Raw genomic sequence first — 16496 nt, forward strand, 5'->3', positions numbered from 1 at the left:
CTTTTTATCCTAGTTTTAAATTTTTTCTAACTACATTTTCTAAATACTCTGGAGAGTAAGGTTTAGTAATGTATTCAGTCATACCTACTTCAACACCTCTTAAACGATCTGATTTGCTGGTTCTTGAAGTTACAGCTACAAGTGGAAGATTGTTGTATTTAGAATATTTTCTAATTTCACCTGCTAAAGTATAACCATCCATTCTTGGCATTTCAATATCAATCAACACAGCATCAATATCATGCTCACCTGATTTAATAGTATTTAAAGCTTCAACACCGTTTGTAGCCTCAATCACGCTAACTCCTAATGGTTCTAAAGATTTTTGCATGATATTTCTATCCATTTTAGAATCATCTACTATAAGCACAGTATAATCACTCGGTTTTTCTTTAACTACTTTTTTAGCTTGTGATTCAATTTGAGCTTTAATATCAATCTTGATTTCTTTAGCAATATCCATCATAGCAGCCACATCAATAATCAATGTCACTCTACCATCACCACGAATAGTCGCGCCCGCAATACCTTGAATATTTTGCAAATATTCTCCCATTGATTTGATAACGATTTCTTCTTGACCAACTAGAGTATCTACCATAATTCCAAGCTTACTTTCTGCTACTCCTATTACAACTACATAAGTTTGATCATTATTTTCAAGTACCTGTTTAACTCCAAACACATCTGAAAGTCTTACAAGCGACAATACTTCATCTCTCAAACGCAGTACATTTTTACCTTCAATAGTATAAATATCATCAATTGGAACTCTAACAGTTTCAAGAACAGAAGCAAGTGGAATAGCAAAAAATTCTTCTTGAGTGCCAACAAGCAATGACTGAATAATAGCCAAAGTAAGTGGAATTTTCAACTTCATAACAGTGCCTTTTCCAAGCTCACTATCTACCTCAATTACACCATTTAATTTTTCGATATTTGTTTTAACAACATCCATTCCAACGCCACGGCCTGAAACATTAGTAATTTTTGCCGCAGTAGAAAATCCTGGTTTAAAAATCAATGTAAATGCTTCTTTGTCAGTCATTTGATCAGCTTCACGTTCTGTAATCAAATTCTTCTCTATAGCTTTAATTTTTAAAGCATCAGCATCAAGACCTTTTCCATCATCTGTAATCTCAACAACAATATGGTTTCCTTCGTTGTATGCTTTAAGATTAACAGTTCCTTTTTCTGGTTTTCCATTAGCAACACGAGTTGCAGGATCTTCAATACCATGATCACACGAATTTCTAATCATATGCATGATAGGATCACCAATTTCCTCAACTATAGACTTATCAAGTTCAGTTTCTTCACCTGAAATTTCAAGCTCCATTTGTTTTCCAAGTTCACGACCCAAATCACGCACAACTCTTGGAAATTTATTAAACACTTTTGCAATTGGTTGCATTCTTGTTTTCATAACAGCAAGCTGTATGTCAGTAGTAACTATACTTAGTTGAGATACTACTTGATTTAATTCTTCTAAGAATTTTTCACCATCGTAACGCTCTTCAACATCATCATAAATTTTCAATAAACGATTTTTGCCTAAAACAAGCTCTCCAATTAAATTCATTAAGTGATCAAGTCTTTTAACTTCAACTCTAATCGTTTGATCCATGCTTGCACCACTACTTGCTCCACCAGCTGCTGGAACTTTTTTCTCAGAAGGACTTTGTGCTGATGCTGCTTTCTGAGGACTTGGCACATCTTGAACTTTTTTCTTTTCAGCACGTCTTGCTTGATCTTCAGCCTTTCTAGCTTTTAAAAGTCTTTCAATCTCAGCTTCTACTTCATCATCACTGAGTTTATTTACATCAACATCAGGTTGCTCTTCAGCTTTAACTTCTTCTTGTTTATTTTCTTCAACTTTAACTTCAGCTTTTACATTGTCTAAGCTTTCACCTTCTGATACAGCAGTTAATCTTGTACAAATTGGAGCTATATCAAGTCCTATTGCAGTATCATTTCCATTATCTCTTATTGAATTTAATAAAGTTTTCATCATATCAATAGATTCTAAAACCACATCCATAACTTCAGGAGTAATTTTAAGTTCATTATGTCTTGCTTTATTTAAAACATCTTCCATATGATGAGTAAGTTTAGTTAAAACATCAAAATTTAAGAAGCTTGAAGATCCTTTAACAGTGTGTGCAACACGAAAAATTCTATTTAATAATTCTAAATCTTCAGGATTTGCTTCTAATTCAACTAAATCATGGTCAATTTGCTCAACTAATTCAAAGGCTTCAACTAAAAAATCCTCAAGTATTTCTTGAATATCTTCCATTTTTACTCCTCACCTTTTTCATGTTTTGCTACAACACGAGAAATTTCAGCAAAAAAATCACTCGCATTAAATTTAACTAAATAGCCTTCGCCACCAGCTTCTTTAACACCTTTTTCACTCATAAATTCATTTGATAATGAAGAATTAAAAACTATAGGTATATTTTTATATCTTTCATCTTCTCTTACTTTAGATGCAAAATGAAATCCATCCATTTGTGGCATTTCAACATCACTCACAATAATTTTCAAATGTTTTTTCAAATCTGCACCATAAGTGTTATATAACTCTTCAAGTTTATGTAAACCTTCAATACCATCTTTAGCTTCTACAACTTTCAAACCTATTCTATTAAGTAAATCTTTAACAAGTTTTCTCGCAGTAGAACTATCATCAAGTGCCAAAGCAAGTCCATCAATTTTTTGAATTTTAGAATCATCTATATTGGTATCTGGGGCATAAATTCCAAGTTCTTGCACTATACTTTCTAGATCTAAGATAAGTAAAACCTCATCTCCTTCTATCTTAGTAACACCTGTAATCTTACCTTTATCTAAGCTCCCTGCACTGGTAGCAAAAGTAGCTGGTTCTATATTTTTCCAATTAATTCTACGAATTCTTTTAGCTTCATGAACTATAAATCCGATTAACACATTACTAAATTCTGTAATAATTACCCTAGGTTTTATAGTTGTCATCTCTGGCTCTTGTATTTGCATCCATTTAGCAAGATTTATTACCGGAATCACAACACCACGAAGATCAAAAATACCTTCAACATAATCAGGTACCCCTGGAATTTCAGTTAAAAAAGGAATTTTAATAATCTCTCTAACTTTAGAAACATTAACACCATAAATTCCTTCATAAATCTTATCGTGGCCTTGTTTAAAGATGCGAAAATCAACAAGTTCCATTTCATTTGAACCTGTCTTTATGACATTCTCATCAAACATTATGCCTCCTTAAGTTCTATTTTATGAAATCTGATTTCTGAGTCGTATTTTACTATAAAAAAACTTTCCTTATATGCAAAAGTAGCTAAATTTAAATATTTTATATTATCTAGTTTTAAAAACACATCTTGATGATAATGTCCCTCTATAATAAAATTCATTTGATATTTTTTCATACGATCTTTTATGAGAGATTCGAAATTAGATATTTTTCTTGTAAGATATTTTTTTTCTTGCGAATTTAAAATCTCATATGTAATTTTTTCTTTACATATGAAATTTAGAAAATTTAGAAAATAAAGCAAATAATGATTTCTCAAGCTCTTTAAGAGAAATTGCAACAATGGTTTTAAAAAAATATCCCCATGTGCTAATTTAACCTTAGTACGCTTTATATCTTCAAACTCACAAACTAAAGGCTGTTTACTTATACTATAAACTTTTACTTTAACAAAAAATTTTTCTAAATTAAAATCATGATTTCCCTCTAAATATATGATTTCGATATTATCAGCTAATTCTTCTAAAAGTTCTATGTAAGGTTTAGCAAAAGCATGAGTTGCTTTCACTTCATAAATCAATAAATCAAAAATATCACCCATTAAAAAAAGCTGTTTAGTTTGAATTTGATTATTTTTTAAAGCTTGTAAAAATTTCCAAAATCCTCGTCTGTTTTTGTTTTCATGAGCATCAGCTATAAAAATAGCATTTTCTTTTATATGTATCAATACTTAGATTTCTCACTTTTTAAAACTTTATCATAGTCAACATCGCCATTGAAAAATCGAATTCTATTTGTATTAAATGCATCATTGATAATATCTCTTTTTTCATCATAATCTTTAACGTAAATTCCACCAATTGCACTTAATGTATGGATCAAATCATCTGTCATAAAAGGTTTATCTTTTGAAACTAATATTCTTTCTACAATTTCAGGATGATTATTCTTGAAATTATCACTCATAATAAAGAAAAATGGAATTTCAGCCGTAAATTTTGAAGTTACAAAATGTTCAGCTCTATCCCTATATTCAAATACACTTTCTCCATGGTCACTGATATAAATTATAATGGCATCTTTGTCTTTGAAAATATTAAAAATCTCATTAACAAAATAGTCATTATATAATACTGCATTGGCATATTCTGCTACTTCTTGTTTTTTTTCTTGACTCAAATTTCGCTTTATATCATTAAAATTAAATTTATCAAACTCTTTCTCATATCTTCTTTTATAATTTGCATGAGTTCCCATTAACTGCAAAATGAAAAAATCTTTATCATCAAGCTCTTTTTTAACAAGTGGCAACATTTCTGTATCCAAAGCTTTAGACAAAATTTTATCATCATTAATAAACTGATTTAAAAAAATAGTTTTATGTGCCCTATTAGCTACAGCAGTGGTTATACTTGTGTGCCCTGACATGGGTTCATGATTTGATATAAAAATACTTCTATAACCTGCCAAATTAAATAAATCAACAACATTTAACCGATCTTGCCAATTTTCTTCATTCTCTATATTTGAAAAATTTAATACTCTTCTCAAAGAAGCTTGAGTGCTTGCAAATGAAGCTATAGTATCACTAAATTTTATTAAATTTCCACTTTGTTCAAGATTTTTTAAATTGGGGGTAGTATTTAATTCATAGCCATACAAACTCATATAATTTCTCTGAGTACTCTCACCTACAATAAAGACAATATACGGAATTTTTTCTTTAAGAATCACTTTATTTTTATATAGATTAGCTACTTTTTCATAATTTGTTAAATAGAATTTATAATTAGTCCAAAGTCCATTTTTACCATAATATTCTACAAATTGAATAGGAATATCAATAACAAAAGAAAAATTCAACTTATCAAAAGAATATTTCCCTTGATGTTTAACAAAATATCTATTGGCTATATCTACAAACAAAATGATAATTACCAAAACATAAAAAATACATAAGAAATTTTTAACTTTATTTTGTACATAAATTTTAGGTTTTATTTTATAAAACATAAGTAAAAATATCATGATTAACGTGTAAAACACTATCACGCTTATTACAATTTTGTAATTAATATAAACTTGAATAAATTCATAAATTTCTTTAATATCAGTCTGTAACAAAATATCTATCATTATAACATTAAGCTTTGAATAATAAAATACGAGCAAATACACTTGCAATAAAAAAATAAACGTCGCAAGCAAACTAAAAATATATACAATATATTTAGTTTTTTCTTTTAAAAACAAATAAAACAAATGAATAATAAAAATATCCAAAACACAAATAGTGAAAATATATTTTGTAGCTCTAAAAAATATCCATTCAGTAAATTCTCGTTGAAAAGTAAAATAACTCCACCATAATGCAATAATAATATCCAATACAATAATCAAGGCAATATATGGAATATATTTTAAAACAAAATCAAAATATGTTTTTTGTGTCATTAAAATTCTAAAGTCTTGTAAGTTATAGAAATAATTTCAAATTCACTTTCACCCTTTGGCAAACGCACTTTAAAATCATCACCTTCTTTCTTTCCAAGCATAGCTCTAGCTATAGGTGAATTGATAGAAATATAACCTTTATCTAAATTACTTTCATTTACACCTACTAAAGTATATGTGCTTTGTTTTTCACTTTCCATATCTTCTACTACAACGGTTGAACCAAATTTTACGCTATCATGCTCATAAGAACTTGGATCAATAATTTGCGCTCTTGATATTAAATCTCCAAGTTCAGCTATCTTGCCTTCTATAAACGCTTGTTTTTCTCTTGCTGCATGATACTCTGCGTTTTCTTTTAAATCTCCATGTGATCTTGCTATATCTATTTCCTCAACTACTTTTGGACGCTCATGCTTTTTTAAATTTTCCAATTCTTTTTCTAATTTTTCATAACCATACTTACTCATAGGCTCTTTTTGCATATTACACCTCATTTAAACTTCATAAAGGATTTTAGCTAAATTTTTTGCACTTGCAAATTGTAAATATTCCTTTAAGAAACTGACTTTATCAAAAAATCCCTTATAATCATATTTAATAAAAGCTTCATATAACTTATTTACACTAACATCATCTTGCAAAAATTCAGGATTTAATGGTTCTTTTTTTGCAAAATCTAAAAAAATATTTGCAAGTCCTATATATTTTAATTTTACAAAAAGTTTTGCTATAAAAATATCAATTGCTTTTGCCTTATAAGTTAGAACAAAGGGCGTGCCCACTAAAGCTGCTTCCAAAGTAGCAGTTCCGCTGCAAATAAAAGCAAAATCAGCTTTTTTAAGAACTTTTGGGGTGTTAGTTTGAATTTCAAAATCGCTAATGTCGCCATAAACTTCTAACTTATTTAAATTAAATTCAGGCACACAAAGGATCTTTTCACCTTTGAATTTAGTACTCAATTTTCTAAAAATAGGCATTAAACGCTTAATTTCACTCTTTCTTGAACCTGGCAAAAAAGCTATTATTTTTTCATCATTTTGCTTTAAAAGCAAAGAATTAATATCAACTTCATTTTTGAATTCTTTTATTTCATCTAAAAGTGGATGACCTACATAAACACTTTTACTAAAAAATTCTCTATCAAAAGGCAAGATAGAAGCTAAAATATCAAAATTTTTTTCTATGATAGGAATTCGTCCTTTTTTCCAAGCCCAAACTTGAGGCAAAATATAATAAATTCTTTTTACTTTAGAATTTGCTTTTTTTAAAGCCTTTGCAAAAGGTATATTAAAAGCAGGAGAATCTATACATAAAATCGCATCAATTTTTTGAGTAAAACTTAGACTTACTAGCTCTTTTATGGCTTTTTTTGCTTTTAAAATGAGTGGTAAAACTTCCACAAATCCCATAGCGCTAAACTCATGTGAGCTATAAAGTGGTTTAGAATTTAAGCTAAATTCTTTACATAAATTCTCATCATAAATTCCTACTAAATCAAATTCTTTATACTCATTTTTATAAGCTTTTAAAACTTCTTTTAAATGCAAATTTGCAGAAGGCTCTAAAGCACAAACTAAAAATTTTTTCATATATTTCACCATATTTTTACATATTTTACTAAAATATTATTATTTAAAAGTATAATTTATTAAAACTTAAAATAAATAAGGATAACACATGGATATCGTTGAGAGATTTATAAACTACACCAAGATCAATACTACTACAAGTAGAGAAAATGGTGCTAAAGGCATCATGCCATCAAGTCCTAACCAAATGGAACTTGCAAAATTACTTGAAAAAGAATTACAAGATCTAGGTTTAAAAAATATAAAAAGAAGAGAAAATACCATTACAACAGCTCTTTTACCAGCAAACACTCCAAATGCTCCAAAGATAGCATTTTTTGCACACTTAGATACAAGTATGGAGCAAACTAATGATACCAAAGCACAAATTACAAATTATCAAGGTGGAGATATATGCTTAAATCAAGATTTAAATATATATCTAAAAGAAAGTGAATTTAAAGAACTTAAAAATTACATAGGAGATGATATCATTCACACCGATGGGACTAGTTTACTTGGCGCTGATGATAAAGCTGCTATTGCTGCTATTATGGATATGCTAGAGTTTTTTAGTAAAAATCCTGATATTAAGCATGGAGATATTTATGCTTGCTTCTTACCAGATGAAGAACAAGGCTTAAGAGGAGCTAAAGCCTTTGATATTAATGAAATTGATGCTGATTTTGGGTATTGTTTAGATTGTTGCGAAATAGGAGAATTTATTTATGAAAATTGGAACGCTGGAGATTGTGAAGTAGAATTTATAGGCAAGTCCGCTCACCCTATGAGTGCGAAAGGAAAACTAGTTAATTCTTTAATATTAGCTCATAAATTTATTTCAATGCTTCCAAATGGCGAAGCACCAGAATATACAGAAAATAAAGAAGGTTATTTTTGGGTAAAAGAAATCAAAGGCAATAATGCTAAAACTATTTTAAAAATGGATGTTAGAGAATTTGATGATGAAAAATATAAACAAAGAATGCAATTTTTACAAAATTTATGCGATAGTTTTAAGCAACTTTACGGGGATGATAAAATAAATATCAAATTAAGCGATAGATATAAAAATGTATTTAATGCACTAAAAAGCACTCAGTCACTACCTATTAAACTTGCTTTGCAAGCTTATGAAAATTTAAATATCAAAACTAAAATTATTCCTATGCGTGGTGGATACGATGGAGCAGTCTTATCTGAAAAAGGCTTAGCATGCCCTAATATATTCACAGGAGCACATAATTTTCATTCTATTTATGAATATTTACCTGTCAATTCTTTAAAATCAGCAAGCAAAGTTTTACAAGAAATTATAATCCTCGCAGGAAAAGAAAATTAAGCCCTATTGGCTTAATTTTCATAAATATTACATAATTTAATATATAAATAATAAAATTTATTATTTAAAAATAATTTTTTATTATTTATTTTTTTGCTATAATATCCTCCATGGAATTTACATTAGAACAAATTTTAATAGCAATGATTTTAACTATTCTTGCGGGTATTTCTACAGCAGTTGGCTCTATAATAGCATTTTTTAGCAAAAATGATAATTTTAGATTTCTTGCTTTTGGGCTTGGTTTTTCTTCTGGGGTAATGATATATATTTCTTTTATGGAAATCTTACCTTCTGCTTTTATAGATTTTAGAAAGTATTACAACTCAAGCTATGGTGAGCTTCTAGCTCTTTTATGTTTTTTTGGTGGAATTTTTTTCTCAGCTATTGTTGATAGACTTATACCTAAAGATATCAATCCACATGATCCAAAAGATGATTTAAGCGAATTAAAATTTTGTCTTTTAAGTGACAAAGATAAACAAATTTCTAATAATCAATCATTTAAAAAGATTAATGTAAAAGCATTAAAAAGAACAGGAATTTTTACAGCGCTTGCTATAGCTCTTCATAATTTTCCTGAAGGATTTGCAACTTTTATGGCAACCCTTGATAATATTAGTTTTGGTATAGCTATCGCTGTTGCTGTTGCTATACATAATATCCCTGAAGGAATAGCTGTATCACTACCTATTTATTATGCCACTAACAATAAGAAAAAAGCATTTATTTATTCTACTCTTTCAGGAATAGCAGAGCCTATAGGAGCAATTGCAGGAGCATTCTTAATCTTGCCTGTTATGAGCGAATTAACTTTAGCTATAACTTTTGCTATAATAGCTGCAATTATGATATTTATTTCTTTTAACGAATTACTTCCTGCTGCAAAAGCTTACGATAAAGGCCATGATAGTCTTTATGGTTTAGTTCTAGGAATGGCCATAATGGCAATCAGCCTCATTTTATTAAATCCTTAAAACAAAAAATCACAAGAAATGAAAATTCAGCCATAAAGGCTCAATTTTCATAACAATACAAAAACTATAACAATAACCGAAACAAAGCACCCTAAAGCTGTTCGCTTAACAACTTCTAAAGGGCTAACCCCAGCCATAGTTGAAACAATGATGCAAGCACCCAAAATAGGACTAACATACCTTCCAAGTACTGCGGACATAGAAACTATAGTTCCTAATTTAACCTGATCAAAGCCTAAATCTTGCGCATGAATTGTTACTGCTTTATTAAATGCCATAGCTGCAGCATCTCCACTACCTGTAATCATAGCCATAATAAAAGGTATAAATGTACCACCAAAACGAACATAATGTTGCTCATTTTTTAACCACTCTATGATGATATCTATAACACCACAAGCTTTAAGACCTGCCACAAAAACACTAGCTGCTATAATAATACCAATTATTTCAGCATATGATTTTCCCATACCATTAAAAAATTCATTAAAAATATTATCAGGTTTATTTAGTGTTATGATTAAAGTCACAATGGCGCCCAAAAGCATTGCTTCGGCTACTTCAATTTGTTTTGTCCAAGTTAAAAATTCATAATTATGCAAAGGACTAGCACCTATAATTAAAATCAGTAAAGGAACCAAAGGCATAAGAGCATAGTGAAATTTTACTTTTTCTATAACTTCTTCCTTGCGATTTACTATCTCAAACACTTTTCCTTTTTGATAATCTTTTAAAACTAAAGCCATAATCATCAAAGAAAACATTACAATCACTCCAGCAGTTAGAGCGTTAGGAGTTTGAACAATAATAATATCTTGTATATTTTTACCAGAAATTTCAGAAATAACTGCCGTATGAGAAACACCTGGACTCAAAATACCACCCATAGTCCCGCACAACACCGAAGCAGCTGCCATAGCTGGTTTAATACCTGAAGCCATCAAAAGCGGGATTAAAGTAGCACCAACAGCTGCACTACAACCAGCTGCTGAAGGTATAGCAATAGAAATAAAAAAGGTTATTACAAAAGCAAGTGGAATTAAAAAAAACCCTAAATTTTTTAAAGGTGCTGTAAGAAGTTTTACTAAATGCTGATCACACCTTGTTGCTTTCATAACAAAAGCAAAACCCATACTAGCACATATTGCTTTAAGTAAAGCAGGTTGAACCATAGTATGCGTAAAAGCACTCAAGGCATCTATAGGCTTTAAAGATACTAAACACAAAATAAAACCAACACCAAATAAAACACTTTTAGTTTCGTATTTTTTTATCAACAAAACTATGGCAATTAAAGTCCCCAAAGCAGCTATAACTAAATACATATCTTGAATTAAATTTTGCATTTTTCTCCTTAATAAGTATATTCTTGATCTAATTTTAAAAGGCTTTCTTGCATAGGATAAGTAAAAATTTTTACATCTTTAAAACCTACGGATTTTAAGGTATTATTTTTGATCTTTAAAGCACAACCTTCAGGTAAAGCATAAACTTTATCATTAGGATTTATGATCAAATATTCTTGCAAACGCTCTTCGCGACTTTCTCCATTATGTCCTTTTATTTTACCGCTTATAAAATGAGGATTTATTTGATATGGAAAAAGATTTAAACTATCAAAACTTTGAGGCATTACTATAGGCATATCATTAGTTGTTTTTATACTTGCACCTGCTATATTTGATCCAGCACTCCAACCTATATAACAGGCACCATTCATAACACTATTTTTTATACTTTCTAATAAATCATTCTTATACAGTTGATTTAAAAGCTCAAAACTATTTCCTCCACCTACCATGATTACTTTAGCATTTAAAATAGCTTCTTTAAAATTATCAAATTTGTGTAAAGATTTTATATTATCTTTTTGTAAACCTTGTCTTACTTTTTCTTCATATTCATCATAAGTTCTCCGAACACCTGCATAAGGTATAAAAAGAATTTGCTCATTTAAAACATTATTTTCATTTAAAAAAGAATCGATAAATTCTTTTGTATGGCTTAAATAAGGGCTATCTTGATAAGATGATGCACTAAAAAGCAAAAGATTTAGCATATTTTCTCCTTATAATTTTTAAACATTATAATATATTAAACCATTGATACTAATAATAAAAAATTATTTATTTTTAAAATATTATTAAATTTTTACATTATGTAATTTTTTAAAAAAATATTATTGTTTTTAACAAACATATATTTATAACTTAACTAAAAATTATAATTTTAAAAATAAAAAAGAGAGTTTTTATAAACTTGATGTTAAAATCACATTCTCAATATTAAATCAAAGTAAAAAACAATGAAAGAAATTTTAATCACAAATGATGATGGTTATGAAAGTAAAGGGCTTACAAAACTTGTCAAAATGCTTAAAAAAGAATTTAAAGCTAAAATTACTATAGTAGCTCCAGCTACTGAAAAATCGGCATGTTCGCATTCTATTACCTTAACAAAACCTTTAAGATTTCATAAAATCAAAAAAAGATTTTATAAACTTGATGATGGGACTCCTGCTGATTGTATTTACCTTGCTTTACACACTTTTTACAAAAAACGTTTGCCAGATCTTGTAATTAGTGGAATTAATAAAGGGGCTAATATAGGTGAAGACATCACCTATTCAGGCACTTGTGCAGGAGCTATGGAGGCAGTTTTACAAGGAATTCCTGCAATTGCTTTATCACAATTTTATCAAGATAATCAAGAAAAATTAGATTTCAAACTTGCCTTAAAAATTACAAAAAAAATAGTCAAAAATATTTTTAAAAAGAATTTTCCCTTGGATAAGAAAGAATTTTTAAATATTAATTTTCCTTCTACAAGAATAAATTTCAAAGGTATTAAGGTTTGCAAAGCAGGGAAAAGAATTTATAATTATAAAGCTCATGCAAATACCAATCCTAGAGGTGTGCGGTATTATTGGTTGGCTACAACTAACCTTGATCATGAGCATGAAAAAAGATCTGATATTGCACTTTTAAAACAAGGTTATGTCACAATAACCCCTATAATGCTTGATCTAACAGCTTATAAACAAATAAAAAATCTCAAAAAATGGATAAAAAATGGATAGATACACTCGTATAAAATGGCTTGTAAATGATGATAATTTTGCCAAAATTCAAAACACTAAAGTTTTAGTTTGTGGGCTTGGGGGTGTTGGCGGAATATGTGTAGATGCCTTATATCGCAGTGGTTTTACCAATCTTACCTTAATAGATGCTGATAAATTTGAAGTCACAAATCAAAACCGCCAACTTCATAGTGAAAACATAGGTGAAGAGAAAGCTAAAGTTTTTGAAAAAATTTATAAAGCTAAGGGAATAGTAAGCAAAATTGACAATCAATTTTTAAATGAATTTGATTTAAGTAAATTTGATTTAATCATCGATGCGATTGATGACATACCAGCCAAAGTAGCTTTAGTAAATTTAATCAATTTTAAAAAACAAATTTTTATTTCATCAACTGGCGGAGCTAGAAAATTAGATCCTACACGCATAAGAACAACAAGTATTTTTAAAACTTATGGCGATGCACTTGCAAAAAAATTCCGTTATGAACTTAGAAAATCTGGATTTAAGGGAAATTTTGATGTAGTATTTTCTGATGAAGAAGCAAATTGCAAAAATCTTGGCTCCTTTATGGGTGTCACAGCTTCATTTGGACTTGCTTTAGCTTCTTTAGCTTTAAGAAAAGTACTTGAAAAATAATGCGATGGTTTTTATTTATAAGTATTTTATGTAATCTTACTTTTTCAAATGAAATTTTGCAAGATATTTTTAAAGATTACAATGAAAGTGGAATTTTTATTGCATATGATGGTAAAAATTATTATAGCAATGATTTTAAAAAAACAGATAAAAGAATTTTACCTGCTTCTACTTTTAAGATTTTCAATGCCCTAATAGCACTTAATGAAGGCGTTGTAAAAGATATCAATGAAATTTTTTATCACTACAAAGGTGAAAAAGTATTTTTACCATCTTGGAAAAATAATGCAAATTTAGCCCTAGCTATGCAAAGATCTCAAGTTACTGTATTTAAGAAATTAGCTAGAAAAATTGGCTTAGAAAAAATGCAAGCGAATTTAAATAAACTCAACTACGGTAATAAAACAATAAGTAAAATAGATGAATTTTGGCTTGATAATTCCTTAAAAATAAGTCCAAAAGAACAAGCAAATTTGCTTTTTAAGCTCGCTAACTTAGCATTAGATTATCCTAAAAATATACAAAAAGAACTTATAAATATCATCAAACTAAGCGAAAATAATCATTATGAACTTTTTGCAAAAACAGGTTGGGGTTTAGATAAATTTGGGCAAATAGTGGGTTTTGCAAAAGATAAAAAATCTCATCAAATTTATGCTTTTGCTTTATGTATGGATATAAGTGATTTTAATAAACTTTATCTAAGAGAGAAGTTAGCAAAAAAATATCTATCAAACTTAATCAAATTTGGCACATAAAAAATAAAGGATGATAAGTTAAGGTATTTTGAAATTCTTTTTCATAATTTTTCAAAAATTCTTTTCCTATAAAAAATTTTTTCTGCAAGGCATTTACTCCGCTTAGTTTTAAATGTTTAAAAAGTCCTAAAGTAGAGTTAAATTTCAAATTTACAACCTTTTCTTTAGCTTGCAAAACTTTAAAATTTGTAGAAAGTTTTTTTGAAATTTGCTCTAAACTCAAATAATCTAATGACAAATTTGTGCTTTGTTTTATTTGTATGAAATTTTTTTCTCCAAAGGTAGAAAAAAGTAAAATCCCATTTTTATTTAGCATGCTCGTAAAATTTTCTAAAAGATCATCTATCTTTAACCACTGCATACAAGCATTTGAAGCTATAAGATCAAATTTTTTCGTATAAAAATGATGATTTTTAAGTTCATTCATATCAAAAATGCCAAATTCTTCATATCGACAAGGATTTTCAAAGAAATAAATATCATTTAAAAAATACTTTTTAAATTTTATATTTTTTTGCAGCATTTGACTAAATTCTCCTGTGCCACATCCAAACTCAAGTACCTCATCAAAACAACTTAAATCACTTTCAATAAGCATTTCGCAAAGCTCTTTAGCCATGTCTTTTTGCACAGGCGTATTTGTATTATAAGTGTCTTTTGCTCTTATGAAAGATTGCAAAGCTCTTCCCAAGTGTGGTATTTAAAAAATGCAAAATGTGGCTCATCAACAAACCTTGCTTTTTCTTTGAAAAAATTTAAAGTATGTTTAGGTGGGAAAATTTTATCATCTTTGCTAATTATCGCTTTAGCCCAAGTGAAATTTTCATTTAAATCTTTAGTACAAAACTCATATAAGCTAAAAAGCTCATTTTTTAAATGCTCACTTTCTTCAAAGTAAAACCAGCCACTCAAATTAGCTCTTTTTTCAAACAAATTTGCTTTAAAATCTTTTAAAACAAATCTTTTCATTGTAAACTTATAAATAGCATTTTTAATCCCGAATTCATCATTTATAGCCAAATTTGTACCATTTATAGCTATTTTTTTATCAAATTTTAAATCTTTTAAAATTTTACTCGCTACACAAACTCCCATAGAAAAGCCAACAAGAATAATTTTTTCAAATTTATTAAGATTAAATTCCCAATCAAAACTCGTATAATCATACACCATTAAAACATTTACATCACTTTTTAAATGCGTAAAATGGCTAAAATGCGAACAAAACCCTGAAAAAAACAAAATCAACTCGCGCGAATTTGCATTTTCATGTAAAAAATGAGTTTTCAAAATACCTCCAAAACTTTTTCTAAATCTTTTTTCACTAGCCCAGCATGCAAAGAAAAACGAATTCTAGCTGTATTTTTAGCCACTGTTGGCTCTTTAATAGCAAGCGCAAAAACACCTTTTTCTAAAAGCTTTTGAGAAATTTTACTAGCTAATGTATTTTGCCCTAAAACAAAAGAGATGATATAAGCCTCACCTAAAACTGCACCTTTGCTTGCCAAAGCATTTTTAAACCAAGTGCTTAGCTCCAAAAGCTCATTTCTTTGAGTGTTAAATTCGTGCAAATGCTTAAATACATGCAAAGTCCAAGCTACATTGATAGGTGCAATAGCGGTTGAATATATAAAAGCTCTTGCTTTATTGATAAAAAATTCTTTTTCATCGCTTATCATGCAAGCTCCCATAGAAGCTATGGCCTTACCAAAGGTAAAAACTAAAAAATCTATTTCCTTTTCTAAGCCCAAAAAATTCACATAACCCAAACCATTATCTCCAAAACACCCCACACTATGTGCTTCATCTATATAAATTTTTATATTTTTGTATTCTTTTTTTAAGCTTACAAATTCTTTTATAGGTGCAAAATCCCCGTCCATACTAAATAAAGCTTCACTTATGATAATGATGTTTTCAAATTCTTTATAATGCTTTTGTACTAAGCTTTGTAAATGCTCTATATCATTGTGTTTAAATCTTATAAATTTAGCCCCACCAAGCCTTAAACCATCAATGATACTTGCATGCACTTGTTTATCCGCTAAAAACAAAGTATTTTTAATACTTGCTAAAGCTTGTAAACAGCTTATATTTAAAGCATAGCCATTATTAAAATGTAAGATTTTTCTGCCTAACTTAGCTTCTAAAAAGCTTTCAAATTCATCAAAAATAGCATAATTTCCACTCAAACTTCTTGAGCTTGAACTAGAAAATTCAAATTCTTTTAAATGTGTTAAAAAATCTTGCTTTAACGCTTTTTCATTGCTTAAATTTAAATAATCATTTCCTGCTAAATTTAGCAATTTTTGCTCATTATAAATAACATATTTTCCATCATGCTTTAATGAGCGTAAAATTCTAAAATTATCTTGTTGTTTTAATTCATCTAAAATTTGCGTAATTTGCATTATTTTTT

Annotated in this window: 16 protein-coding genes; 5 read left to right on the forward strand and 11 right to left on the reverse strand. The window is 28.7% G+C overall.

All coding sequences use genetic code 11. From position 1 onward, the window contains the following. Positions 1–4 precede the first annotated feature (4 nt). The 6 genes from CINS_RS06555 to lpxB are packed head-to-tail and all read right to left on the reverse strand — an operon-like array spanning position 5 to position 7302. Positions 5–2299: a hybrid sensor histidine kinase/response regulator gene (locus tag CINS_RS06555; protein WP_039650900.1), complete on the reverse strand. Its 2295-nt coding sequence runs from the start codon at positions 2297–2299 to the stop codon at positions 5–7. A 2-nt stretch (positions 2300–2301) separates the two neighbouring features. Then, positions 2302–3255, reverse strand: coding sequence for a chemotaxis protein (locus CINS_RS06560; RefSeq protein ID WP_039650902.1), 954 nt, complete (start codon positions 3253–3255; stop codon positions 2302–2304). Then, positions 3255–3983 carry a UDP-2,3-diacylglucosamine diphosphatase gene (locus CINS_RS06565; protein ID WP_084593989.1) on the reverse strand — a complete coding sequence of 243 codons (729 nt, stop codon included), beginning with the start codon at positions 3981–3983 and terminating at the stop codon, positions 3255–3257. The genes CINS_RS06560 and CINS_RS06565 overlap by 1 nt, the downstream gene beginning before the upstream one ends. After that, positions 3980–5710, reverse strand: coding sequence for a sulfatase domain-containing protein (locus CINS_RS06570; RefSeq protein WP_039650904.1), 1731 nt, complete (start codon positions 5708–5710; stop codon positions 3980–3982). The genes CINS_RS06565 and CINS_RS06570 overlap by 4 nt, the downstream gene beginning before the upstream one ends. Continuing rightward, positions 5710–6195 carry a transcription elongation factor GreA gene (greA, locus tag CINS_RS06575; RefSeq protein WP_039650906.1) on the reverse strand — a complete coding sequence of 162 codons (486 nt, stop codon included), beginning with the start codon at positions 6193–6195 and terminating at the stop codon, positions 5710–5712. Before greA ends, CINS_RS06570 begins: the two co-directional genes overlap by 1 nt. Before the next feature lie 12 nt (positions 6196–6207). Next, positions 6208–7302: a lipid-A-disaccharide synthase gene (lpxB, locus tag CINS_RS06580; protein ID WP_039650908.1), complete on the reverse strand. Its 1095-nt coding sequence runs from the start codon at positions 7300–7302 to the stop codon at positions 6208–6210. An 88-nt stretch (positions 7303–7390) separates the two neighbouring features. On the opposite strand from lpxB, the gene pepT reads away from it, so the two are divergent. Both pepT and zupT read left to right on the forward strand, forming a co-directional pair. Continuing rightward, on the forward strand, positions 7391–8623 hold the full coding sequence (gene pepT, locus CINS_RS06585; protein ID WP_039650910.1) for a peptidase T: 1233 nt from the start codon (positions 7391–7393) through the stop codon (positions 8621–8623). Between the two features lie 110 nt (positions 8624–8733). Then, positions 8734–9600, forward strand: coding sequence for a zinc transporter ZupT (zupT, locus tag CINS_RS06590; protein WP_039650912.1), 867 nt, complete (start codon positions 8734–8736; stop codon positions 9598–9600). A 47-nt stretch (positions 9601–9647) separates the two neighbouring features. Here the strand turns inward: zupT and dcuC are convergent, their stop codons facing one another. Both dcuC and pepE read right to left on the reverse strand, forming a co-directional pair. Continuing rightward, the gene (gene dcuC, locus CINS_RS06595) at positions 9648–10934 is read right to left on the reverse strand and encodes a C4-dicarboxylate transporter DcuC (protein WP_084594003.1); all 1287 of its coding nucleotides are present in this window, start codon (positions 10932–10934) and stop codon (positions 9648–9650) included. Positions 10935–10954: 20 nt separating this feature from the next. Continuing rightward, positions 10955–11659: a dipeptidase PepE gene (pepE, locus tag CINS_RS06600; RefSeq protein ID WP_039650916.1), complete on the reverse strand. Its 705-nt coding sequence runs from the start codon at positions 11657–11659 to the stop codon at positions 10955–10957. A 246-nt stretch (positions 11660–11905) separates the two neighbouring features. Here pepE and surE point away from each other — a divergent pair, with 246 nt between their 5' ends. From surE to blaOXA, 3 genes are read left to right on the forward strand one after another with little or no spacing between them, the layout of a single operon-like run. Beyond that, positions 11906–12679: a 5'/3'-nucleotidase SurE gene (gene surE, locus CINS_RS06605; RefSeq protein ID WP_039650917.1), complete on the forward strand. Its 774-nt coding sequence runs from the start codon at positions 11906–11908 to the stop codon at positions 12677–12679. Further along, on the forward strand, positions 12672–13319 hold the full coding sequence (locus CINS_RS06610) for a dinucleotide-utilizing enzyme, molybdopterin/thiamine biosynthesis family 1 (protein ID WP_039650919.1): 648 nt from the start codon (positions 12672–12674) through the stop codon (positions 13317–13319). Before surE ends, CINS_RS06610 begins: the two co-directional genes overlap by 8 nt. Next, entirely contained in the window at positions 13319–14077 is a 759-nt protein-coding gene (blaOXA, locus tag CINS_RS06615) for an OXA-493 family class D beta-lactamase (RefSeq protein ID WP_039650920.1), read from the forward strand. The genes CINS_RS06610 and blaOXA overlap by 1 nt, the downstream gene beginning before the upstream one ends. Here the strand turns inward: blaOXA and CINS_RS06620 are convergent. Genes CINS_RS06620 through CINS_RS06630 form a run of 3 tightly spaced genes read right to left on the reverse strand, consistent with a single transcriptional unit; the run spans position 14061 to position 16488 of the window. Next, on the reverse strand, positions 14061–14756 hold the full coding sequence (locus tag CINS_RS06620) for a biotin synthesis protein BioC (protein ID WP_052251989.1): 696 nt from the start codon (positions 14754–14756) through the stop codon (positions 14061–14063). The genes blaOXA and CINS_RS06620 overlap by 17 nt on opposite strands. Then, positions 14741–15367, reverse strand: a complete 627-nt coding sequence (locus CINS_RS06625) for a pimeloyl-ACP methyl esterase BioG family protein (protein ID WP_039650924.1) — start codon at positions 15365–15367, stop codon at positions 14741–14743. Before CINS_RS06625 ends, CINS_RS06620 begins: the two co-directional genes overlap by 16 nt. Continuing rightward, positions 15364–16488, reverse strand: a complete 1125-nt coding sequence (locus CINS_RS06630; protein WP_039650926.1) for an aminotransferase class I/II-fold pyridoxal phosphate-dependent enzyme — start codon at positions 16486–16488, stop codon at positions 15364–15366. The genes CINS_RS06625 and CINS_RS06630 overlap by 4 nt, the downstream gene beginning before the upstream one ends. Between the last annotated feature and the right edge of the window lie 8 nt (positions 16489–16496).

Origin of the sequence: Campylobacter insulaenigrae NCTC 12927 (genome assembly GCF_000816185.1) — a bacterium.
GTDB classification, from domain to species: domain Bacteria; phylum Campylobacterota; class Campylobacteria; order Campylobacterales; family Campylobacteraceae; genus Campylobacter_D; species Campylobacter_D insulaenigrae.